Below are 21,115 nucleotides of genomic sequence, written 5' to 3' on the forward strand. Positions count from 1 at the left end.
CCGCTGGGCACCGTCCTGGGCGTCCGGGCGCCGATCATCGTCGGCGGGGTGATACTGGGGGTGTCACTGCCGCTGGTGCCGAGGCCGGCGACGCTGGAGCAGACGTGAACGACCCTTTGTGGCGGCCATCACACCGATTCTGGCGTGTGCACTGTAGACGCTCCGCCATCCGGTGCATTTTCCGATCGAGATTCACGTGTGAACCGAAATGAGTCGCGGAACGGTCATGGTGAACGAAGATGGAGGAGGGGGACCAGCGACACAGACGGGAGCCGTGATGGGTCGGACACTGGGCGTGGTCACCGAGTCGGCCGCCGGCGAGACGCGGGTGGCGGCGACGCCGGCGACAGTGCGCCAACTGACCGCCCTCGGCTACGAGGTGCTCGTCGAAGCGGGCGCCGGGGCGGCGGCGAGCTTCACGGACGAGGCGTACGCGCAGGCCGGGGCCAGGATCGCGGACCGCGGCGAGGCGTGGGCCACGGACGTGGTGATCAAGGTGAACCCGCCGACGGAGCCGGAGATCGGGGCGCTGCACGACGGCGCGACGCTGATCGGCATGATCGGGCCGGCGTTACACCCTGAATTGGTCCAGACCCTGTCCGAGCGGCCGATCACCGTGCTGGCGATGGACGCGGTGCCCCGCATCTCCCGCGCCCAGTCGCTGGACGTGCTCAGCTCGATGGCCAACATCGCCGGCTACCGGGCGGTGATCGAGGCGGCGAACGTGTTCGGGCGCTTCTTCACCGGCCAGGTCACGGCCGCCGGCAAGGTGCCGCCGGCGAAGGTGCTGGTGGCGGGCGCGGGCGTGGCCGGCCTGGCCGCGATCGCGACGGCCAACAGCCTCGGCGCGGTGGTGCGGGCGACCGACCCGCGCGCGGAGGTCGCCGAGCAGGTGAAGTCGCTGGGCGGCGAGTTCCTCGCCGTCGACGTCGAGCAGCAGGCCAGCACCGACGGCTACGCCAGGGCCACGTCGGAGGCGTACGACAGGCGGGCGGCCGAGATCTACGCCGAACAGGCCCGTGACGTCGACATCATCATCACCACCGCGCTGATCCCCGGCCGCCCGGCGCCGCGGCTGCTCACCAAGGAGCACGTGGCCAGCATGCGGCCGGGCAGCGTGATCGTCGACATGGCCGCCGGGCAGGGCGGCAACGTGGAGGGAACCGTCGCGGGCGAGGCGGTCGTCACGGCGAACGGCGTGACGATCATCGGCTACACCGACCTCGCCGGCCGGCTGCCGGCGCAGGCCTCGCAGCTGTACGGCACGAACGTGGTGAACCTGCTGAAGCTGCTGACGCCGGGCAAGGACGGCGAGGTGGTGCTGGACTTCGAGGACGTCGTGCTGCGGGCGATGACCGTGGTCCGCGACGGCGAGACGACCTGGCCCCCACCCAAGATCAGCGTCAGCGCGGCGCCACCGCAACAGAAGCAGGAAACCCCGGCGCCGCAACAGCAACAGAAACCGCGCCGGGCCCGGCACGTGCTGGTCGCCGCGGCGGCGATCGCGCTGTTCCTGCTGGTCGGCTTCTCCCCCAACGAGTTGATCGGTCACCTCACGGTGTTCGCGCTGTCCGTGGTGATCGGCTTCTACGTGATCGGCAACGTGCACCACGCGCTGCACACGCCGCTGATGTCGGTCACCAACGCCATCTCCGGCATCGTGGTGGTCGGTGCGCTGCTGCAGATCGGCCACAGCGGCGTCGCCGTCACGGTGCTCTCCGCGGCCGCGGTGTTGTTGGCCAGCATCAACATCTTCGGCGGATTCGCCGTGACCCGCCGCATGCTGAGCATGTTCTCGAGGAGCTGACGATGACCGTGGCAACGGCGGCACAGGCCGCGTATCTCGTCGCAGCGCTGCTCTTCGTGCTCAGCCTGGCGGGCCTTTCCCGGCACGAGACGTCCCGCAACGGCGTGCTGTTCGGCATCGCCGGCATGGCCCTCGCCCTCGCCGCCACGATCGTGTTGGCGCTGCAGGGAATGGCCGTCATCGGCATCGTGCTGCTGGTCGTCGCGATGGCGGCCGGCGGCGGCATCGGACTGTGGCGGGCGCGGGTCGTCGAGATGACCGGCATGCCGGAACTCATCGCGCTGCTGCACAGCTTTGTCGGCCTGGCGGCGGTTCTGGTCGGCTGGAACGGTTACCTGGACGCGGACGCCGGCAACCTGCCGGGCATCCACCACGCCGAGGTGTGCATCGGCGTGTTCATCGGCGCGGTCACGTTCACCGGCTCCGTGGTGGCGTTCCTGAAGCTGTCGGCCCGCATCAAGTCGGCGCCGATGATGCTGCCGGGCCGGCACTTCCTCAACCTCGGCGCGCTGATCGCCTTCGTGGTGCTGACGGTTCTCTTCGTCATCACGCCGAATGTCGGCCTGCTGGCGGCGGTGACGGCGATCGCGCTGCTGCTGGGCTGGCACCTGGTGGCGTCCATCGGCGGCGGCGACATGCCGGTGGTGGTGTCCATGCTGAACAGCTATTCCGGCTGGGCGGCGGCCGCGTCGGGCTTCCTGCTGAACAACGACCTGCTCATCGTCACCGGTGCGCTGGTCGGCTCCTCCGGCGCCTACCTGTCGTACATCATGTGCAAGGCGATGAACCGGTCGTTCATCTCGGTGATCGCCGGCGGTTTCGGCGTCGAGTCCGGCACGTTCGCGGCCATCGAGCAGGGCGAGCACCGCGAGATCACCCCCGCCGACACCGCGGAGCTGCTGCGCGAGGCCGAGTCGGTGATCATCACGCCCGGCTACGGCATGGCCGTCGCGCAGGCCCAGTACCCCGTCGCGGACCTGACCCGCAAGCTCCGGGAACGCGGCGTGGACGTGCGGTTCGGCATCCACCCGGTGGCCGGCCGGCTGCCGGGGCACATGAACGTGCTGCTGGCCGAGGCCAAGGTGCCGTACGACATCGTGCTGGAGATGGACGAGATCAACGAGGACTTCCCGCAGACCTCGGTGGTGCTGGTGATCGGCGCGAACGACACGGTCAACCCGGCCGCCGACGATCCGGGCAGCCCGATCGCCGGCATGCCGGTGCTGCACGTGTGGGAGGCGCAGAACGTGATCGTGTTCAAGCGCTCGATGGCCGTGGGCTATGCCGGCGTGCAGAACCCGCTGTTCTTCCGGGACAACAGCAAGATGCTGTTCGGTGACGCCAAGGAACGCGTGGAGGACATCGTCCGGGCGCTCTAGCCGGTCGGGGGCGGCCGGGTCACCGCCCGCCCCCGGCCAGGTCCTGGCCGTGCAGCAGGGCGGCCAGCCGGCGCACCCCCTCGGCCAGGTCCGCCTCGGCCGCGGCCATGGAGATGCGCACATAGCCCTCGCCGGACGGCCCGAACGCGGTGCCGGGGGCGACGGCGACGTGCTGCTCGGCCAGCAGCCGCAGGGCGAACTCCCGGGCGGCGCCGGGCCGATGGTCGTTGATGTCCAGCCAGCCGTAGAAGCCGCCGACCGGGGTGGGCATCTCGATCCGGGCCGACTTGGCCAGCTGGGTGACGACGTCGCGGCGGGCGCGGTAGCTCTCCCGCATCTCGACCACGCAGTCCTGCGGGCCGGTCAGCGCCGCGTGCGCGGCGTGCTGGGTGGGCGCGTTCACGCAGGCGACGATGGTCTCCTGGCACTTGGCCATGGTGAGCGCGACCGGCTCCGGTACCGCGGCGTAGCCGATGCGCCAGCCGGTCATCGCGTAGGTCTTGGAGAAGCTGTAGACGGCGATGGTCCGCTCCGGCGCGAACAGCGCCGGGCTGACGCAGGCGGCGTCGAAGACGATCTCGTCGTAGCACTCGTCGGAGATCAGCCACAGGTCGTGCCGGCGGGCGAACTCGGCCACCTGCTCGACGCGGCGCCGGTCGGCGACCGTCCCGATCGGGTTGGACGGCGAGTTCACCACCAGCACCCGGGTACGCGGGGTGATCAGCGACTCCAGCACGTCCACGTCCGGGAGGAACTCGGTCTCGGCGGTCAGCGGGTAGGCCACGTCGGTCAAGCCGAGCATGCGGGCCATCATCACGTAGTTGGGCCAGGCCGGATCGGGCAGCAGGACCTCGTCGCCCTTGGCCGCCAAGGCGCTGAGCGCGGCGAAGATGCCCTGCGTCGCGCCCTGGGTCACGATGACCTGATCGGGGCTCACGGTGAACCCGTTGCGCTCCACAACCTTCTGCGCCAACGCCTCGCGCAGGAAGGTCAGGCCCACGTTCGGCACGTAGTGGGTGTGGCCGTCGGACGCGGCCCGCAGCGCCGCCTCGGTGACGTGGGCCGGCGTCGGGAAGTCCGGGTCGCCGATCTCCAGCCGGATCACTTCGGGCCGGCCGAAGGCCAGGTCCATCACCTCACGGATACCCGACCTGGGCAGGGAATCCGCGACGGGGTTGGTGCGCATCAGGACTCTCCGGCGTTCCGGCGGCGCCGCGCGGCCGGCGCGAGCACCAGCTGTCCGGCCGCCGCGAGCAGGCACACGACAAGACACGTCGACCACAGCACGGGCGCGCCGACGGACAGCAGCATCGTGCCGCCCAGCGGCGCGACGAAGGCGGCGACGCCCCACGCCGTGCCGTAGGCGCCGTTGTAGCGGCCGCGCAGGTGCGCGGGCGCGAGGTCGTTGACCACAGTGGCGGCCATCGAGTGAAACACGATCTCGCCGAGCGTCCACACGGCGACCGTGGCGGCGTACGCCGGCGTGCCGCCGGCCAACGCGGTCGCGCCGAAGCCGAGGCCCAGCACCACGATCCCGCCGGCCAGCACCCACGAGTGGTCCCACCGGCCCAGCCGGTTGCCCAGCAGCGGCTGCACCAGCACGATCACGATGCCGTTGACGGCCATCACGATGCCGTACGCGGACGGCGGCAACCCGTTGCTGCGCATGGCCAACGGCAGCGTCGACAGGCACTGGAGGAACACGAACGCCGCCGCCAGCACGACGACCAGGAACCCGAGCATCACTCGGTCCCGCAGCACCTCGGCGAAGCCGCCGCGGTCGCGTTCCCGGACCGCCACCCGGGTCTCCGGCACCGCCCGCCACACCAGCAGCCCGAAGGCCACGCAGGTCAGGGCATCGACCCAGAACAGGGTGTGGAAACCGGCCCCGGCCAGCGTGCCGCCGAGCACCATCGCGACCGAGAAACCGATGTTGATGGCCCAGATCAGCAGGCCGAAGGCCCGCGGCCGGTCGCCGTCCGGCACCATGTCGGCCACGATCGCCTGCACCGCCGGCCGGAACATGTCCACGACGAGGCCGAGCAGCAGCGCGAACGCCGCGATCAGCGCCAGGCTCTCCACGTAACCCAGGCCGATCATCACTGCGCCGGTGCCGACCATGCCGCCGGTCAGCGCCACCCGGCGGCCGAACCGGTCGGCCAGCACGCCCCCGATCAGCTGGGAGAACATCTGGCCCACGCCGAGCAGGGCCAGGATCTCGCCGGCAGTGGCCACCGACAGCTGCCGACCGCTGGTCAGATACAGCGACAGGAACGGCAGCACCATGGTGCCGAGCCGGTTGACCAGGCTTCCGGTCCACAGCACCCAGAACGCGCGCGGCAGCCCGCCGAGCCGGGACCGCACGAACCCCACGGCCGGCGCGGCGGCGGGACTCGTCACTCGGCCACCACCGGCCCCCGGTAGGAGCTGAACTGCTTGGTCAGCGACCGCACCAGCTCGTCCGGGCCGGCCAGGCCGACCGCGAACACCTCGAGCTCCTCGGCGGTGGACCGGCCGACCAGCTCCTGGTACGCCTCGAAGCTGTTGTGCAGCCCGCGCCCGGCGCCGCCGAACACGGCGCTGGGCACGTCGGCCTCGGCCGCCGCCGCGATCAGCTTGCCCACCTGCGCCGGCCGGCCGGCGAGAATCACGGTGTTGTACCGGATGCCGGCGTGCCGCACACCGTCGGCGCCCTTGACGCCGTCCGTCGCGTACAACCGCGGTTCCAGGTGCGCGAGCTGGCCCATCAGGATCGCCGCCGCGTTGGCGACGGCCGCCGGGTCCAAGCTCTTGTGCACCACGATCGCGGCACGCAGCGGGCCTTGCTCAGTCACGATGATCCTTATCTTCTGAGTCGGGTCGGTTCTGGTCAGTCGTAAGATCAGGAAGGCCCGGGGACCTCGGGTGTGGCTGTCATGACGGAGCCGTTGGTGTGGCTGGGAAGGATTGGCCGCCCGGGGTCCTGCGACGACTCGGCCGCTGATTGGGATGAGCGAAACAATCGCTGCATAAGGACGTGACGGCGAGGTCGTCTGCTGGGTGTCTGGCACGAACGACGACGGGAGGTGGCCGTGCCGCAACTGTGGGCCGGTGTGGACGCGGGCAAAGCCCACCACCACTGCGTGGTGATCAACGCCGAGGGCGACAAGATCCTGTCCCGGCGAGTGCCCAACAACGAGGCCGAACTGCTGGAGCTGATCGCCGATGTCCGAGCGCTGTCGCCCGACGTGCTGTGGGCGATCGATCTCAACGCCGGCGGCGGCGCGCTGCTGATCGCCCTGTTGGTCAACCACGACCAGGCCCTGCTCTACATCCCCGGCCGCACCGTCCACCACGCCTCGGCCGGCTACCGAGGATCGGGCAAAAGTGACGCCAAGGACGCGTTCATCATCGCCGACCAGGCCCGCATGCGCCGCGACCTGCACCCGATGACCGCCGGCGACGAGATCGCCGTGGACCTGCGGATCCTGACCGCCCGCCGCTACGACCTGACCGCCGACCGCACGAGGGCGATCAACCGGCTGCGCGCCCAGATCCTGGAGTACTTCCCCGCCCTGGAACGAGCCTTTGACTACAGCTCCTCCAAAGCCGCGCTGGTGCTGTTGACCGGCTTTCAGACTCCCGCCGCGCTGCGGGAGTGCGGCCAGGCCGAGCTGGCCACCTGGCTGCGGGCCCGCAAGGTCCGCAACGGCGCCGCAATCGCCGCGACCGCGATCGCCGCAGCCCGGGCCCAGCTCACCGCCGTTCCCGGACAGTCCACTGCCGCGGCCATGACGGCGCGGCTGGCCAAGGGGGTGATGGCCCTGGATGAGGAGATCGCGGAGACCGACGCCCTGATCGAGGGCCGGTTTCGCCAGCACCGGCACGCCGCCGTGATCCTGAGCATGCCCGGCATCGGGCCGTTGCTCGGGGCCGAGATCATCGCTCTGACCGGCGGGGATCCGGCCGCGTTCGGCAGCGTTGACCGGCTGGCCGGTGTCGCCGGCCTGGCGCCGGTCCCGCGTGACTCCGGCCGGGTTCAGGGCAACCTGCGCCGTCCGCGCCGCTACAACCGGCGGCTGCTGCGGGCGTTCTACCTGTCCGCGCAGTACGCCATCGTCCGGTGTCCGGAGTCGAAGGCCTTCTACGAACGCAAACGGCACGAGGGCAAGGTCCACAAGCAGGCCGTACTGGCCCTGGCGCGTCGACGCCTCAACGTCGTGTGGGCGCTCGTCCGCGACGAACGAACGTTCCAGCCCCACGTGCCACGACCAGGCAGCGCAGCAGCCTGACAGGCTCACCGCCTATCACCGCTACCGCTTGACAACGTCATTGGGAATCCTTCCGGGTGAACACCACGAAGCCCATGGGGGTACCGGCGGACAGTACCCGGACGACGCGCATCCCGTAGTGATCGGCGGAGGTCTGGTTGGTGACCGCGCCGGCCGGTCCGTCGTGCCCCAACGCGTCCCGGCAGGCGGAGCTGTTGGAGCTGGCCAGCACGGTGCTGCCGACCGGCTCGGTGAGCGACTCGACCAGCGACTTGGTCGCGGGGTGGTGGTAGACGACGTCCAGCGCCTCCGGGTCCACGCCCTCGGGCACCGCGAACACCATGTCCGGCAGCTGGCCCAGGAAGGTCTCCACCGCCTTGAGCTCCGGGTCGAAGAAGAAGGCGCGGATGTCGGGGTACGCGGACGGCACGAGCAGCACGTCGTGCTCGCCGGCGCGCACCCGCTCGGCCGCCTGCTCGAAGGCCGGATAGCCGACCACGGAGCCGGCTCTGCCCTCGGCGGCCCATCTGCGGCCGACGGTGACGCTGCAGGTCAGGCCGGCCGGTTCGTCGGCCAGGGTGGCCAGGGAGCGGTAACGCGGCCGGAAGGTCAGGTCTTCCTTGAAGGCGGCGACAGCGACGTCAGTCATGTTCGGTCCCCAGTTCGTAGAAGCCAACACCGTCGAGATAGCGCAACGTGCCCAGATCTCGCATGAGGACCTCGTCGACCTCGTGCATGAACGTGACGATGATCGGATAGGTGGTGTCGTCGACCGTGCGCCGCAGGCGCTGGCCGGGCTTGGTCAGCTGCCACATCTCGTGAAAGCTCTCCAGGGCCTGGATCTCCTCGATGGCCCGGTAGCGGCGCAGCGTCCCGGCCACCGGAGAGATCATCGCCGCCCACGAGTAGTACCGCTGGATCCGGTAGTCCTCGGCGCAGCGCGCCCGGAACCGCTCCGGCCGCAGGCAGGCGTCGACCATCCAGTCCAATTGGGACTCACCGATGCCCAGCCGCGCGTAGTGCGGCAGGTCGCCGCCGGAGAGCCGGGCCCCGACCTCGATCAGGCACGGTCCCTGCGGCGTCAGCTTGAGCTCCACGTGCGCCGCGCCCTGGCGGATCCCGACCGCGTCCAGCACCTGGCCCGCGTAGTCGACGAGTTCGTCGTGGTGCGGGCCGCGCCGGGGCACCAGGTAGCAGGCGCCGGACAGGTCGGTGATGCCGTTGACGGAAAACCGCTGGCTCTTCCAGATGTCGCAGACGTGGTGCGCGCCGTCGAGGCTCACCGTGTTCACGATGAACTCCGCGCCCACCAGGTACTCCTGCGCCACCACGGCGTCGTTGTCCTCGGAGAACAGGTTCTGCCGCGAGGTGATCGCCCGCAGCGCGGCCGTCGACTGCTCGGGGGTGTCACAGAACGACACCCCGTCACCGCCGGCGCTGCGGATCGGCTTGACCACGATGCGTCCGCCCAGTTCACGGTGCCACTGAGCCAGTTCCGCCTCGTCGGCGGTGCGCAGCTGGCGGGCCGCGCGCAGGCCGGCGGCCCGAACCGTCTCCACCATCGTGTGCTTGTCCCGCCGGGCCGCGCTCAGCGCCGTTCCGTTGCCCGGCAGGCCCATCGCCTCGGCCAGCACGTCGGTGAAGGCCACGCCGTACTCGCCGCCGGCAACCACCGCCACCGGCCGGTACGGCTCCAGCGCGGCGATCGTCTTCTCCAGGTCGCCGTCGTGGACGATGTTGTCGACGTAGTTCGCATACGTCGGCGACGACGACCGGTACACACCCGGCGCGTCCGGCGCGCTCTGCACCCGGACGCAGTCGGCCCCGGCGGCCCGGAAGGCAGGTGCGATGTGCCGCGCGGTCTGCGGCACGCCGTGATCAGCCGTCTCGTAGGTGTCCACGAGCACGACGCAATCGTTGGGCAATTCTTCCCCCAGAAGCTCCCCCGTTGATTGATCGGAAAACTAGCTCGCGGCCGGGGGCCACGAGAAGGGGTCGCGCGCGAATCACCCTGTCGGCCTAGGAGTTCCAGTGCATGGGACAGGACTTTCCGGTTCCCCATGGGTAACCGGAGGTTAACGTCTCGGCAGCGTCAGGAAGCCCAGATGGCTGTCCAGGTGTCGTCCAGGTGCTGGGAACGCCGGTGCTTCTCCAGGTGCTCGCGCAGTTCGGGCAGGCCGGGATGCGGGTTGTCGGCCCGCCAGATCAGCGAGTGCGGGTAGACCGGCGTGGGACCGATCACGGGAATGCTGCGCAGGTCGGCGGTCCAGACCTTCCGGATGCCGGTGCCCCAGAAGGTCGCGAGCGACGGCGTGTCGGCGATCATGTCCAGCATGGTGTCGCTGCCGAAGTTCGGCCCCTGGCCGTCGATGGACAGGTCGAACGCGGCGGCGAGTTCCTCGTAGTACGCGCTCCACTCGGAGCCGGGCGCCATGCCGGGCATCCAGATCCGGTGCCCCACAAGGTCTTTCAGCGCCAGTTCGGGCGCGTCGGCGAGTTCGTGCTCGGGGCCGACCAGGAAGTTCAGGGGTTCGTCGTGCACGCGCATCGTGCGGACACCCTCGGGCGGCGGGGTCCGCCGCGCGCAGAAGGCCGCGTCGATCGTGCCGGCCAGCACGGCGGCGGTGGCGGCCTCGCCGTTGGGCAGGACGACGACGTCCAGCTCGATTTCCGGGTGCTGGCGGTGGAATTCGTGCAGCATGGCGGCCGTGACGAGCCGCCGGCCGAGCACGTCGACGCGCAGCGCGCGGCGGCCGGGGCGCACGGATTCGACGGCACGGTCGGCCGCTTGCAGCAGGGCGCGGGCGTGGGGCAGGAACGTCTCGCCCTCGACGGTCAGCCGGATGCCGCGGGCGGTGCGGGTGAACAGGCGGACACCAAGGTCCTTCTCCAGCGCGCTGATGCGTTTGGACACGGCCTGCTGGCTGACGCCCAACTCGTCGGCGGCATCCTGCAACCGGCCCTCGCCGGTCGCCACCACGAAGGTCCGCACCGCGTTGAGGTCCACGGCGCGAGGCTACAACCGTTGGTTGTGGCTCGCCGGCGCGGGGTTGTTTGATCGGAGTCCCGTCCGGCGTCGAAGATCCAGTCATGGGTAGGGATTTCGGATGGCTGTGGGCGGCGTACGCGGCGAGCACGGTCGGCACCTGGTTCGCGTTCGACGCCTTCACGCTGGTGGCGATCCTCGTGCTGCACAGCACGCCCGCCGAGGTGTCCCTGCTGGCAGCCGCCGGCCTGATCGTCGGCGCGCTGCTGGCGGTGCCGCTGGGGCCGTGGATCGAGTTCCGGCGCAAGCGGCCGGTGATGATCGCCATGGACCTGCTGCGGTGCGGGGCGCTGCTGACGCTGCCGGCGGCGTATGTGTTGCACGGCTTGACGTTCGGGCAGCTGGTGGTGGTGTCGGTGGTGGTCGCGGCGGCGGACATCGTGTTCACCGCGGCCAGCGGGGCGTTCCTGAAGTCGTTGGTGGCCAAGGAGGACCTGCTCCAGGCCAACGGCCGGTTCGAGGCGACGCAGTGGTCGGCGACGGCGGTCGGGCCGCCGCTGGGCGGGGCGGCGATCGGCGCGTCCGGCCCGATGACGACGATCGTGGTCGACGCCGTCAGCTTTCTGGTGTCGGCGCTGGGGATTCGGGCGATCCGCCGGCCCGAGCCGGCGCCGGCCCCGGCGCCCGCGTTGACCGTGGGCGAGATCTTCGACGGCTGGCGGCACATCCTGCGGCACCCGGTGCTGCGGCCGCTGTTCCTGAACAGCGCCCTGTTCAACGGATTGCTGATGGCCACGGCGCCGCTGCTGTCGGTGCTGATGCTCGGCGACCTCGGCTTCGCGCCCTGGCAGTACGGCCTGGCGTTCGGCGTGCCGTGCCTGGGCGGTCTCGTCGGCTCGCGGCTGGCGCGACCGCTGGTGGGGCGGTTCGGTCAGGGCCGGGTGCTGCTGGCCACCAGCCTGCTGCGGGTGATCTGGGTGCCCGGCCTCGCCTTCGTCACCCCCGGCCTGCCGGGGCTGCTGCTGGTGATGGGCCTCGAGTTCGGGATCATCACCTGCTGCAGCATCTACGCCCCGGTGTCGGCGACCGCCCGGCTGGAGAACTCGGCGCCGGACACCGTGGCCCGCGTGCTGTCGGCGTGGTCGGTCACCACCAAGGTCAGCATCGCCGCGACCACCGCGGCCTGGGGCCTGCTGGCCGGCGCGATCGGGCCGCGCGAGGCGATCGCCGTCGCCGGCGTGCTGACGCTGCTCACGCCGGCGACGATGCTCGGCCGTCAGAGCACGCGGGTGGCGTACGGCATGATCTCGCCCCAGCGCACCGGCACCACCCGCACGTAGGCGCCGGAGTACGGCGCCTCGATCATGCGGCCGCCGCCGATGTACATCGTGACGTGGTGGATGTTGCTGGGGTTGCCGTAGAACAGCATGTCGCCGGGGGCCATCTGGGACAGCGGCACGTGCTGGCCGGCGTAGTACTGGTAGCCGCTGTAGTGCGGCAGGTAGATGCCGACACCGGCGAAGGCGTAGACCATCAGCCCCGAGCAGTCGAAGCCGATCTTGTTGTAGTCGCCGTAGTAGTCGGCCTCGCCGCCGCCGTCGCTGATACCCCGGCTGGGGCCGCTCGGCGTGCCGCCGCCCCACGCGTACGGCATGCCCAGCTCGGCCATCGCCCGCCCGATCACCGCCGCGGCCCGGCCGGCGGCGGCCACCGGCACCGGCCGTGGCGGCGGGGCGGGGCGGTTGGCGACCGGACGGGAGGCGGCCGCCGCCGCGGCAGCGGCCGCGGCGGCCTCTTCTTCCTTCTTCTTCTGTGCCTGCCAGTCCTCGTAGCGCTGGCGCTGCGCCTGCAGGTCGCCGACGGTGGCCTGGGCCGCCGACAGCTGGTTCTCCATGGTCGTCTTGGACGCCTGGAGCTGCTTCTCCTGGTCGGCCTCGCTCTGCCGGGCGGCGACCGCGGCCGCCATCGCCGCGTCCACCTTGCGCTTGGCCGCGTCGGCCTCGTCCTGCTTCTGCTTGGCCAGCTGCAGCGCCTTGCGGCTGGCCGACTCCTTGTTGGCGCGGTCCACCTCGGCCCGCTGCGCCACGTCCATCGCCTTCAGCTCGGACTCGCTGACCGCGTTCAGCATCTGCACCCGGGCCAGCAGGTTGTCCGGGCTGGTCGCGTCGAACAGGGCGGAGAAGCCGCCGACCGCGCTGCCCTGGGAGAAGCTGGCCGCCGCGAACTCGTCCAGCCGCTTGCGGGCGTCGTCCATGGCGCCGGCCGCCGCGTCCGCCTCCAGCTTGGCCGCGGCGGCGTCGTCGCCGGCCTGCTTGGCGGCGGCCTGCGCGGCCTCCAGGTCGACCCGGGCCTTGTTGACCTCCTCCATCCGGGCCTCGACCTGGTCCTGCAGGTCCGCGAGCCGGGCGTCGGCGGCGGCGAGCTGGTTGGTCAGGTCCCCGACCTTGGCCGCCTTGTCCTTGACGTCCTGCTGGCCGGCGCTGATGTCGGAGTCCGACGGGTTGTCGGGCGGCGGCGGCACGGCGACCCCGGGCGCGGCCGAACCCAGCAGAACGGCGAGGACCACCCCGGCCAACACGGTTGTTCGAACCACCACACACCTCCTCGCGAAGGCTGGGCCATTCGGAGCAACACGGATAGGCCGAACGGCGTCAACCAGGCACGATGACACTGTGCCACTCGTGCCCCGTTGACGCCACAAGTACCGCGCAAAACTCACCCACCATCAGCCACACGTGTAACACGAACGGCCTAAAACCCCGGCGCGTCACGCTCTCAAGCAGGGCGAATGCCGTTCTGAGGCACACCCGGGCCGGAGAAAGCGCAAGTCCCGCGCACGAGCCGTCATGAAACCAATTCATGACCGCCCGGACGTGGGACTCGCGGTGTGCCCGAAACCGACATTCGGTGTGCCGGAGAGCGTGACTCGCCGGGGTTCTCAGTTGACCTTGCGGTCCCGGCCGGCCCAGTAGGGCTCCCGGAGCTTGTACTTCTGGATCTTGCCGGTGGCGGTGCGCGGGATCGACTCCCGGAACTCCACCGAGGTCGGCGCCTTGTAGCCGGCGAGCCGCTGCTTGCAGTGGGCGATCAGCTCCGCCTCGTCCGCGGTCGCCCCGTCGGCCAGCACGACCAGGGCCTTGATCGTCTCGCCCCACTTCTCGTCGGGCACGCCGATGACCGCCACCTCGGCCACCGCGGGGTGGCTGAACAGGCAGTCCTCGACCTCGATGGACGACACGTTCTCACCGCCGGTGATGATCACGTCCTTGCGCCGGTCGGAGATGACGACATGGCCCTCGTCGTCGATCGAGCCGCCGTCGCCGGTGTGGAACCAGCCGCCCTCCAGCGCGTCGGCGGTCGCCTCCGGGTTCTGCCAGTACCCGTCCAGCACGACGTTGGACCGGGCCAGCACCTCGCCGCTGTCGGAAATGGTGATCCGCGCGCCGAGCGCGACACCGCCGGCCCGGGACAGCTTGGCCGCGCGCTCCAGCGGTGGCAGGTCCACGTCCTGCGGCCGGGTCCGGTTGAACGTGAGCAGCGGCGACGTCTCGGTCAGGCCGTAGATCTGCAGGAACTCCCAGCCGAGCTCGTCCTGCACGCGGGCGATGGTCCGGGTCGGCGGCGGCGCGCCCGCGCACACGATCCGCACCTTGTCGCGGCCGGGGATCTCGCCGCTCCACGTCTGCGCGGCGTCCAGCACGGCGTTCCACACCGCCGGCGCCCCGCACATCAGGGTCACGCCGTGCTGCTCGACGCGGCGCAGGATCTCGGCGCCGTCGACCTTGCGCAGCACGATGTGCCTGGCCCCGACGCCGGTCAGCCCGTACGGCATGCCCCAGCCGTTGCAGTGGAACATCGGCAGCGTGTGCATGTACACGTCGCGTTCCCACGCCCGCGTGTGCATCGCGAAGGTGACGGCGTTGACCCAGATGTTGCGGTGCGTCAGCTGCACGCCCTTGGGCCGCGCGGTGGTGCCGGAGGTGTAGTTGATCGTCGCCGTCGCGTCCTCGTCCGGCTCCGACCACGGCCGCGGCTCGGCGTCGAACCGCATCAGCTGCTCGGTCTCCGCGCCGAGCAGGAACCGGTGCGGCGCGGTCACCTTGGCCAGCGACTCGTCCAGCTCGGGGTCGACCAGCAGCACGGACGCGCCGCTGTGCTCGACGATGTACGCGATCTCGTCGGCCCGCAGCCGGAAGTTCACCGGCACGCAGATGCGGCCGCTGGCTGGGACGGCGTGCAGGAGTTCCATCAGCCGCGCGGAGTTGTGGCTGACGACGGCGACCCGCTCGCCCTCGCCGACGCCCAGTTCGTCCAGGCCGGCCTGCCAGGCGCGGACCCGCCCGGCCAGCTCGCGGTAGGTGGTGGTGGCGACGGGATCGGCCGGCTGGGCCGGCTCGTCCACGATCGCGACGCTGTCGGCGAGGACCGTCGCTGCACGGTCCAGGAAGTCACTGACGGTGAGTGGGACCCGCATCACAGCAGCCTAGCTACCAAGTGGCCGGATCGCCCCACGTCGACAGGCGCCCCTTGGGCTCGATCGTTTCAGCCGCCGCCAGCGCGGGCAACGACTCGGTCAGCGGCTCCCGCACGACCGCGTCGGCGATCTCGTCGTACGGGGTCCACTCGGCGTTGCAGATCAGCACCTTCGCGCCGGCCTGCGCGGCGACGCCGACCAGGCCCGCCGCCGGGTGCACGGTCAGCGAGGTGCCGGCGGCGAGGAAGAGGTCGCAGTCCAGCGCCGCCCGCTGGGCCCGGCGCAGCACGTCGTGGTCGAGCTCCTGCCCGAACGAGATCGTCGCCGACTTGATGATCCCGCCGCATTTCCGGCAGGGCGGGTCGGCTTCGCCGTGGGCGACCCGGGCCAGCGCCTCGGCCATCGGGGCACGGTCGCCGCAGCTCAGGCATTCCGTCTCGGTCAGCGACCCGTGCAGCTCGACGACCAGCTCCGGATTGGAGCCGGCGCGCTGGTGCAGGCCGTCGATGTTCTGCGTCAGCAACGCCCGCAGCCGGCCGGAACGTTCGAGGTCGACCAGCGCCCGGTGGGCGGCGTTGGGCTCGGCGTGCCAGGCGGGATGCACGGCCCGGCTGCGCCAGGCCCGTTGCCGCACCTCGGGATCGGCGACGTAGTCCTGCAGCGACGACAGCCGCTGGGCCTCGGGATCCTTCGTCCACACGCCGTTCGGGCCGCGGAAGTCGGGGATGCCGGACGCCGTCGACACGCCGGCCCCGGTGAGCACGGTTATGCGCCGGGACCCGCCGATCAGCCGCATCGCCTCCCGCATGCCTACCTGGCTACGCCACCAGGCGGCCCTTGTCCAGCCGGAGCTGGCGATCGGCCACCGCGTGCACGCGGGGATCATGGGTCGCCGCGATCACGGCCGTGCCACGATCGGCCACCCGGCGCAGCACCGTCAGCACCACCTCGGCGCTGGCGTGGTCGACGTGCGCCGTCGGTTCGTCGGCCAGCAGCACCTCCGGCTCCACGACGATCGCCCGGGCCAGAGCGGCCCGCTGCTGCTGGCCGTAGGAGACCTCGTTCGGGTACCGGTCCGCGAGCTCCCCCACGCCGAGTTCGGTGAGCACGGCGACGCTGCGGGACTTCGCCTCCGGGGATCCCGTCAGCAGCAACGGCAACGCGGTGTTCTCGGCCAGGGTCAGCTCGCCGGCCAGGCCGAGCGCCTGCGGCAACACGGCGCAACGCCGCCAGCTCGGGGCGCCGTCCAACTCGACGTCCCGGATCTGCACGCTGCCGACGTCAGGACGGTCGAATCCGCACAGAATGGACAGCAGGGCGCTCTTGCCCGAACCGGACGGTCCGCCGATCGTGACGAACTCCCCCGGCGCCACCGCGAGATCCACCCCGCGCAGCACCTCGACCTGCCGGAAGGACCGGCTGATCCCGTTGGCCACCAACGCCATCACGCCACCCGCCCAGAATCCACTCGACCCGAGTCCATCCGCACCACACGATCGGCCAGCTTGATCAACCGGTCGTCGTGCGATGCCACCGCGACCGGAACTCCCCGGTCCACCAACACCTTCAGCGTCTCCAGCACCAGCCCGGCCGATGTGTCGTCCAGCTGGGACGTCGGCTCGTCGGCGAGCACGACCTTCGGTTCACGGGCCAGCGCGCAGCACAGCGCCAGCCGCTGCTGCTGCCCGCCGGACAGCGCCGGCACCCGGTAGTCGCCCATGCCGTCGAGGCCGACGACGCCGAGCAGGTCCAGGTCGGCTTCGCGGCCGGCGCTCTGCGCGGCGGCGATCACGTTCTGCGCGGCCGTGAGCTCGGGCAGCAGGTTCTCCAACGGGTTCTGGAACATCAGCGCGATGGTCTGCCGCCGCAGCGCCCGCAGCCGGCGGTGCGATCGCCCGCTCACCGCCTCGCCGCCGAGCTGGACGACACCCCGGGTCGGCCGCTCCACCAGCGCCAGCACTCGCAGCAGCGTCGACTTGCCGGAGCCGGACGGCCCGGCGAACAGCGTGACGCCCTCGTCGGGCACGGTGACCGTCACGCCGTCGATCGCCGTCACGGTGCCGGCCGGCGTCGGGTAGTCGACGCCGACTCCTTGCGCGGCAAGGACGTCAGCCACGGATCAACTCCCCGACTCGGGCGGTGCGCACGCCGCGCACCGCGATCCACCCGGCCGCCGCGACGACCACCAGCCCGATCACCACGGCGATCAGCACGAACATCACCGAGTTCGGCAACGCGGACACCGGCCGCAGCCAGGGCGCGGGATCCAGGCGTGGCACCGAGAACGCCGAGACGACCAGTCCGACCGTCACCCCGGCCAGCAGCACCGATCCTGCCACGGCGCCGAACTCCAGCAGGTGGCTGACGACCAAAGTGGCGGGCCGCAGCCCCATCCGCGTCGCCAGCGCGCCCGACAACGCCGTCTGCTTGCGCCGCGCGCCGACCGCCAGCAGCAGCGACGCCGCCGCGATCACGGCCAGCAGCGCGCCGACCGACGCGATGTAGCCGAAGGTCCATTGCACGGTGTAGAAGGGCAGCGCGTCCAACGCCATGTCGGTCGTCTTGTACGCGATGTGGTCGATGCGGCCGGCGGCGAGCTGCTTGAGCACGGTGTCGGCGTTGTCGCTGGACCAGAGGAAGAACGAGTTGATCTCCGACGTGCTGGTGATGTCGGACCGGGCCGTCACGTAGCCGACGTTGTACGGCATGCCGGGGAACAGCGGCAGCTGGCCGATCGTGTGCAGCGGCGCGAACCCGGGGATGGCGATCGAGCCGGTTTTCGCGCCCCCGACGGCGATCGCCGCCCCGTGGCCGAGCCGGCCGACCAGGTCCAGCATCTCGTCGCGGCGTTCGGGGTCGATCCAGGCGCCGTTGGCGAAGGTCGCCGGGTCGACGGCGACCATGTTGCTCACGCCCCGATCGACCACGCCGACCACCGTGGCATGAGCGTCCACTGTGGATGGAAGCGGCGCCTTGCTCTGTCCGAAGGTGGTGGAGATCTGCACGGACGTCCTGGCGCCGATGAGGTTGCCGGACTTGCTGGCCAAGGAGTTCTGCTCGGCGTGGTTGACACTGTTGCCGACGGCGAGCGTGCCGACGGCGAGGACACCCACCAGCAGGACGCCCGTCGCCGCCGTGCTGGCCGCCGCGAGCCGGCGCACCGCCAGCTGCACCGACGGCAGCGACCACACGCTCAGCCGGTGCGACCACGCCAGCAGCAACCGGCCGAGTCGGGCGGCGATGCCCGCGATCACCACGACCACCAACACCGGGAACGCCAGTGCGAAGGCGTCCAACGACGGCGCGACACCGCCGGTCCTGGGCACCGACTGCATCAGCCGGAGTCCCGAGAACACGGCTGCTGTCGCGACCGGCAGCTCGAACGGGATCAGCCGCAGCACACGGGGAATCCGCCGACGGCGCGGCGCCTGGAACATGCGGTGCGTCCACCAGGCGGCGGTCGCCGTCAGCACCGCGGCCGCGCTGACGAGTACGCCGAGGACCACGAGTACGGCCCAGGTTGTGGTACCGGGATCCAGCTCGGCAACGGGGGCGTACCACGGCAATGCGACCCGGGCGACAACCAGACCGATCGCCGCCCCGACGACCAGCGGGCCGGCGAGTTCGAGCAACGCCTTGGCGCCCAAGGAGATCGGCGAGCTGCCTCGGGCCCACAGGAGTCGCAACACGGCGTGTCGGCGTTGGCACCACTGCGCGGCCATCGCGCCGACGCCAACCAGGCCGACCAGCAGGCTGATCGCCGTCAGCGGCAGCACGAACGCGATCACGTTGGTCTGGGCCTTCTCCGCCTCGGTCAGCGCCGACGCGAACGGCAGCCGTACCGGTGCGAAGGCGGTCAGCCCGTCGGCGGCGAACTTCTTGCGCAGGGCATCGGCCAGCCGGTCGCTTCTGGCGGCCAGGTCCCGTGCCTCCGCGAGCGTCTTCGGGGCCGTGACCGGGAAACGCACCGAGATGTCGAGGCGGCGGCCGAGGTTGGCGACGTCGGCGATCGTGGGCAGGAACGCCGTCGTGGAACTGCCGCCGTCGCCCGCCTGGGTGTTGTAGACGACCGTGGCGACTTCGGTGCACCAGAACGGCGACACCGGGTCGTTGAGATCGGAGTAGATCGCCGTCACCGGCGGGATCTCGCTGCTCAGCGGCCCCAGGCCGATGTGCGCGTCCGCGGACGGGCTCTGTGCCAACCACGTCCCGTTCGTCGCACCGCCCTGGATCGCGCGCAGGTTCGCCGTCGCGTCGTCCCGGTAGCCGAAACGCAGCCACGGCGACGGCCGGCCGCCGAGATCCAGGCGGAACGTCCGGGTGTACGCGCCGAACAGCGTCTGCGGGAATCCCTGCTGCTTCGCGACTTCCCTGGCGTCCTGGGCGATCCGGTCGGCTGCGTCAGGGGGCACCCCCAGCCCGTTCACCGCCGGGGCCAGCGACTGCGGGCAGGAACGGCCCACCTGGTAACTCAGCGCGGCGTTGCCGGTGCTCACCGCACACAACACCGCCGATGCTGCGACGAAGGCCAGGAGCAGACCGGTCACCGTCGCCACCACGACGGAACTGCCGCTGCTCAGGCCGGTGCGAGCGGAAGTCCGCCACGGCAGCTGCATTGGCGAAGATTAACCTCGACAAGGCCCGTCTCGTCGAGGTTTTCCGAAAAGGGAGCGAACCGTGGCGCTTCCTGCCCCTGCCAGGAAGCGTCACGGTCCTTCTCGCGCCACCCGCCCGGTTCCGGGACGGGCGACCCCTTGCCACTCACCCGCCCCCGCTTCGGCGGGCGACTCTCCCCCTTGGTGCTCACCCGCCCCGCTCTCCCCGAGCGGCGGGGCGGGCGGTCCCTCACCCCCGGTCCGTGGCCCCCTCCGGCCTAGACCGCGATCTGGTCGCGCTGCTCCCGGCGGCGCTGCCGCTGCTCGATCGGGTAGAAGTCGTCGAGGAAGCGGGTGTTGTCGCGGGTCCAGCGAACCCGCTCGGACAGCTCGTCGTTGCCGACCTGCTGGCGGCTCGCGGTGCGGACCTCCTGCCAGCCGTAGATCGCGGCCAGCACGCCGCCGGCCATCACCACGGCCAGCGCCACGGCGACGACGCCGCTGACGTGGACCTGGGTCAGCAGCACCACCATGGCCCAGAGCTGCACCGCGGTGAACAGCGTGGTCAGGACGACACGGGCGAAGACTCGGTTGTAGGGTCGGCGCTCCTCGTTCTGAGTGTTCATCTCTGGTCCCCTCCTCTACCTGCCCGATCAGGCAGATGACACCTTTCTAGACCGGTCGGCGGCGGAGTTCTGCGTCACATGACACACAGCGGAACTTCCACGAGGAAATTTCGCCGTGCACTTGCAGGCCGGACACCTGTGGTTCGCTGTGCGGGTGATGAGTGAACGGATCGGGCCGCCGCTGCGTGGCGACGAGCGGGAGACGCTGCGGGCGTTCCTGGACTTCCACCGGGCGACGCTGGCCCTGAAGTGTGAAGGGTTGAACGACGAGCAGCTACGGCGACAGGCCAGCCCGCCGTCGACGCTGTCGCTGCTCGGGCTGGTGCGGCACATGACCGAGGTGGAGCGGACATGGTTCCGAAGGGTGATGGGCAAGGAGAACGTGGGGCTGGTGTATTCGGAGGAGACGGATTACCAGGCGGCGTACGACGCCTCAGGGGCGACATGGGGCGAGGCCGTTGCCGCCTGGGAGGCGGAGGTGGAGGCGTCGCGGCGGATTGAACGGGAAGCGGAGTCGTTGGATGTGACGGCATACAACGCGCGATGGGAGGAGGAGGTGTCGCTGCGGTTGGTCATGCATCACATGATTCACGAGTATGCGAGGCACAATGGACATGCGGATCTGTTGAGGGAGGCGGTGGACGGGGTGACGGGGGTGTAGCGGCGGGAGGTGGCGGGCTTTCCGTGTCGGATCGCGTGGATTTGGCGTGGAGCCTCTGGACGATGGCACTCAGGGCTGTTTAGGGGCAGGCAGAGCCTGCCCTGAGTCGCTGTCAATTGTATGCCATCGTCCACCTCCACACAAAATCCACGCTTGGCTTCACCGCTTCACCGCTTCACCGCTTCACCGTTTCCCGACCCCGCTTCCCCCGCTTCACCGCTTGCCGGCCTCGCTTCCCCGCTTCCCACTTCCACGATCCCCCGATCCCCCGCTTCCCACTTCCTCAGTCCCCCGACCCCCATCCCCCAGAACGCGAAGCGCCCAGCGATTATGCATG

Annotated in this window: 18 protein-coding genes; 5 read left to right on the forward strand and 13 right to left on the reverse strand. The window is 70.8% G+C overall.

Translation table 11 applies throughout. The annotated features are described in order from the left end of the window. Nucleotides 1–277 precede the first annotated feature (277 nt). Nucleotides 278–1,807 carry a Re/Si-specific NAD(P)(+) transhydrogenase subunit alpha gene (locus BJ998_RS02925; RefSeq protein ID WP_184858227.1) on the forward strand — a complete coding sequence of 510 codons (1,530 nt, stop codon included), beginning with the start codon at nucleotides 278–280 and terminating at the stop codon, nucleotides 1,805–1,807. A gap of 2 nt (nucleotides 1,808–1,809) precedes the next feature. Beyond that, on the forward strand, nucleotides 1,810–3,186 hold the full coding sequence (gene pntB, locus BJ998_RS02930) for a Re/Si-specific NAD(P)(+) transhydrogenase subunit beta (protein WP_184858229.1): 1,377 nt from the start codon (nucleotides 1,810–1,812) through the stop codon (nucleotides 3,184–3,186). A gap of 19 nt (nucleotides 3,187–3,205) precedes the next feature. Here pntB and BJ998_RS02935 read toward each other — a convergent pair whose 3' ends face one another. From BJ998_RS02935 to BJ998_RS48980, 3 genes are read right to left on the reverse strand one after another with little or no spacing between them, the layout of a single operon-like run. Next, nucleotides 3,206–4,372, reverse strand: a complete 1,167-nt coding sequence (locus tag BJ998_RS02935; RefSeq protein ID WP_184858231.1) for a pyridoxal phosphate-dependent aminotransferase — start codon at nucleotides 4,370–4,372, stop codon at nucleotides 3,206–3,208. Then, nucleotides 4,372–5,586: an MDR family MFS transporter gene (locus tag BJ998_RS02940; RefSeq protein ID WP_312889888.1), complete on the reverse strand. Its 1,215-nt coding sequence runs from the start codon at nucleotides 5,584–5,586 to the stop codon at nucleotides 4,372–4,374. The genes BJ998_RS02935 and BJ998_RS02940 overlap by 1 nt, the downstream gene beginning before the upstream one ends. Continuing rightward, nucleotides 5,583–6,020, reverse strand: coding sequence for a DUF2000 family protein (locus BJ998_RS48980; protein ID WP_184858233.1), 438 nt, complete (start codon nucleotides 6,018–6,020; stop codon nucleotides 5,583–5,585). Before BJ998_RS48980 ends, BJ998_RS02940 begins: the two co-directional genes overlap by 4 nt. Nucleotides 6,021–6,257: 237 nt before the next feature. On the opposite strand from BJ998_RS48980, the gene BJ998_RS02950 reads away from it, so the two are divergent. Further along, nucleotides 6,258–7,457: an IS110 family RNA-guided transposase gene (locus BJ998_RS02950; protein ID WP_376775833.1), complete on the forward strand. Its 1,200-nt coding sequence runs from the start codon at nucleotides 6,258–6,260 to the stop codon at nucleotides 7,455–7,457. A 37-nt stretch (nucleotides 7,458–7,494) separates the two neighbouring features. Here BJ998_RS02950 and BJ998_RS02955 read toward each other — a convergent pair whose 3' ends face one another. The 3 genes from BJ998_RS02955 to BJ998_RS02965 form a co-directional block, all read right to left on the reverse strand. Then, entirely contained in the window at nucleotides 7,495–8,085 is a 591-nt protein-coding gene (locus BJ998_RS02955; RefSeq protein WP_184858236.1) for a hypothetical protein, read from the reverse strand. Next, nucleotides 8,078–9,343 (reverse strand): ATP-grasp domain-containing protein, encoded by a 1,266-nt coding sequence (locus BJ998_RS02960; RefSeq protein ID WP_184858238.1) that lies wholly within the window; start codon nucleotides 9,341–9,343, stop codon nucleotides 8,078–8,080. Before BJ998_RS02960 ends, BJ998_RS02955 begins: the two co-directional genes overlap by 8 nt. A gap of 185 nt (nucleotides 9,344–9,528) precedes the next feature. Continuing rightward, nucleotides 9,529–10,443 carry a LysR family transcriptional regulator gene (locus tag BJ998_RS02965; RefSeq protein WP_184858240.1) on the reverse strand — a complete coding sequence of 305 codons (915 nt, stop codon included), beginning with the start codon at nucleotides 10,441–10,443 and terminating at the stop codon, nucleotides 9,529–9,531. Nucleotides 10,444–10,526: 83 nt separating this feature from the next. Here BJ998_RS02965 and BJ998_RS02970 point away from each other — a divergent pair, with 83 nt between their 5' ends. Continuing rightward, on the forward strand, nucleotides 10,527–11,762 hold the full coding sequence (locus BJ998_RS02970; RefSeq protein ID WP_184858242.1) for an MFS transporter: 1,236 nt from the start codon (nucleotides 10,527–10,529) through the stop codon (nucleotides 11,760–11,762). Here the strand turns inward: BJ998_RS02970 and BJ998_RS02975 are convergent. The 7 genes from BJ998_RS02975 to BJ998_RS03005 all read right to left on the reverse strand — a co-directional run bounded on the left by BJ998_RS02975 (nucleotide 11,699) and on the right by BJ998_RS03005 (nucleotide 20,117). Next, complete coding sequence (locus BJ998_RS02975) at nucleotides 11,699–13,015, reverse strand: NlpC/P60 family protein (protein ID WP_312889889.1); 1,317 nt, start codon at nucleotides 13,013–13,015, stop codon at nucleotides 11,699–11,701. The two genes, BJ998_RS02970 and BJ998_RS02975, sit on opposite strands and share 64 nt — an antisense overlap. 345 nt (nucleotides 13,016–13,360) lie before the next feature. Continuing rightward, entirely contained in the window at nucleotides 13,361–14,896 is a 1,536-nt protein-coding gene (locus BJ998_RS02980) for an AMP-binding protein (protein WP_184858244.1), read from the reverse strand. Nucleotides 14,897–14,909: 13 nt separating this feature from the next. After that, complete coding sequence (locus BJ998_RS02985) at nucleotides 14,910–15,704, reverse strand: SIR2 family NAD-dependent protein deacylase (RefSeq protein WP_184858245.1); 795 nt, start codon at nucleotides 15,702–15,704, stop codon at nucleotides 14,910–14,912. Nucleotides 15,705–15,714: 10 nt separating this feature from the next. Beyond that, a complete protein-coding gene (locus BJ998_RS02990) occupies nucleotides 15,715–16,341 on the reverse strand; it encodes an ABC transporter ATP-binding protein (protein ID WP_184858247.1) in 627 nt (208 codons plus the stop codon). Then, entirely contained in the window at nucleotides 16,341–17,012 is a 672-nt protein-coding gene (locus BJ998_RS02995; protein ID WP_184858249.1) for an ABC transporter ATP-binding protein, read from the reverse strand. The genes BJ998_RS02990 and BJ998_RS02995 overlap by 1 nt, the downstream gene beginning before the upstream one ends. Beyond that, a complete protein-coding gene (locus BJ998_RS03000; RefSeq protein WP_184858251.1) occupies nucleotides 17,005–19,512 on the reverse strand; it encodes a hypothetical protein in 2,508 nt (835 codons plus the stop codon). Before BJ998_RS03000 ends, BJ998_RS02995 begins: the two co-directional genes overlap by 8 nt. Nucleotides 19,513–19,769: 257 nt before the next feature. Continuing rightward, complete coding sequence (locus BJ998_RS03005; RefSeq protein ID WP_184858253.1) at nucleotides 19,770–20,117, reverse strand: hypothetical protein; 348 nt, start codon at nucleotides 20,115–20,117, stop codon at nucleotides 19,770–19,772. A gap of 157 nt (nucleotides 20,118–20,274) precedes the next feature. Here BJ998_RS03005 and BJ998_RS03010 point away from each other — a divergent pair, with 157 nt between their 5' ends. Further along, nucleotides 20,275–20,778, forward strand: coding sequence for a DinB family protein (locus tag BJ998_RS03010; protein ID WP_221337855.1), 504 nt, complete (start codon nucleotides 20,275–20,277; stop codon nucleotides 20,776–20,778). Nucleotides 20,779–21,115 lie beyond the last annotated feature (337 nt).

Origin of the sequence: Kutzneria kofuensis (assembly GCF_014203355.1) — a bacterium.
In the GTDB taxonomy this organism is placed as follows: Bacteria; Actinomycetota; Actinomycetes; order Mycobacteriales; family Pseudonocardiaceae; genus Kutzneria; species Kutzneria kofuensis.

Bases quoted from the DNA above. Each gene is read 5' to 3' on its own strand.
- BJ998_RS02925 (WP_184858227.1), top strand. From the start codon at position 278: ATGGGTCGGACACTGGGCGTGGTCACCGAGTCGGCCGCCGGCGAGACG.
- pntB (WP_184858229.1), top strand. From the start codon at position 1,810: ATGACCGTGGCAACGGCGGCACAGGCCGCGTATCTCGTCGCAGCGCTG.
- BJ998_RS02935 (WP_184858231.1), bottom strand. From the start codon at position 4,372: ATGCGCACCAACCCCGTCGCGGATTCCCTGCCCAGGTCGGGTATCCGT.
- BJ998_RS02955 (WP_184858236.1), bottom strand. From the start codon at position 8,085: ATGACTGACGTCGCTGTCGCCGCCTTCAAGGAAGACCTGACCTTCCGG.
- BJ998_RS02970 (WP_184858242.1), top strand. From the start codon at position 10,527: ATGGGTAGGGATTTCGGATGGCTGTGGGCGGCGTACGCGGCGAGCACG.
- BJ998_RS02980 (WP_184858244.1), bottom strand. From the start codon at position 14,896: ATGCGGGTCCCACTCACCGTCAGTGACTTCCTGGACCGTGCAGCGACG.
- BJ998_RS02985 (WP_184858245.1), bottom strand. From the start codon at position 15,704: ATGCGGGAGGCGATGCGGCTGATCGGCGGGTCCCGGCGCATAACCGTG.
- BJ998_RS02990 (WP_184858247.1), bottom strand. From the start codon at position 16,341: ATGGCGTTGGTGGCCAACGGGATCAGCCGGTCCTTCCGGCAGGTCGAG.
- BJ998_RS03000 (WP_184858251.1), bottom strand. From the start codon at position 19,512: ATGCAGCTGCCGTGGCGGACTTCCGCTCGCACCGGCCTGAGCAGCGGC.
- BJ998_RS03005 (WP_184858253.1), bottom strand. From the start codon at position 20,117: ATGAACACTCAGAACGAGGAGCGCCGACCCTACAACCGAGTCTTCGCC.
- BJ998_RS03010 (WP_221337855.1), top strand. From the start codon at position 20,275: ATGAGTGAACGGATCGGGCCGCCGCTGCGTGGCGACGAGCGGGAGACG.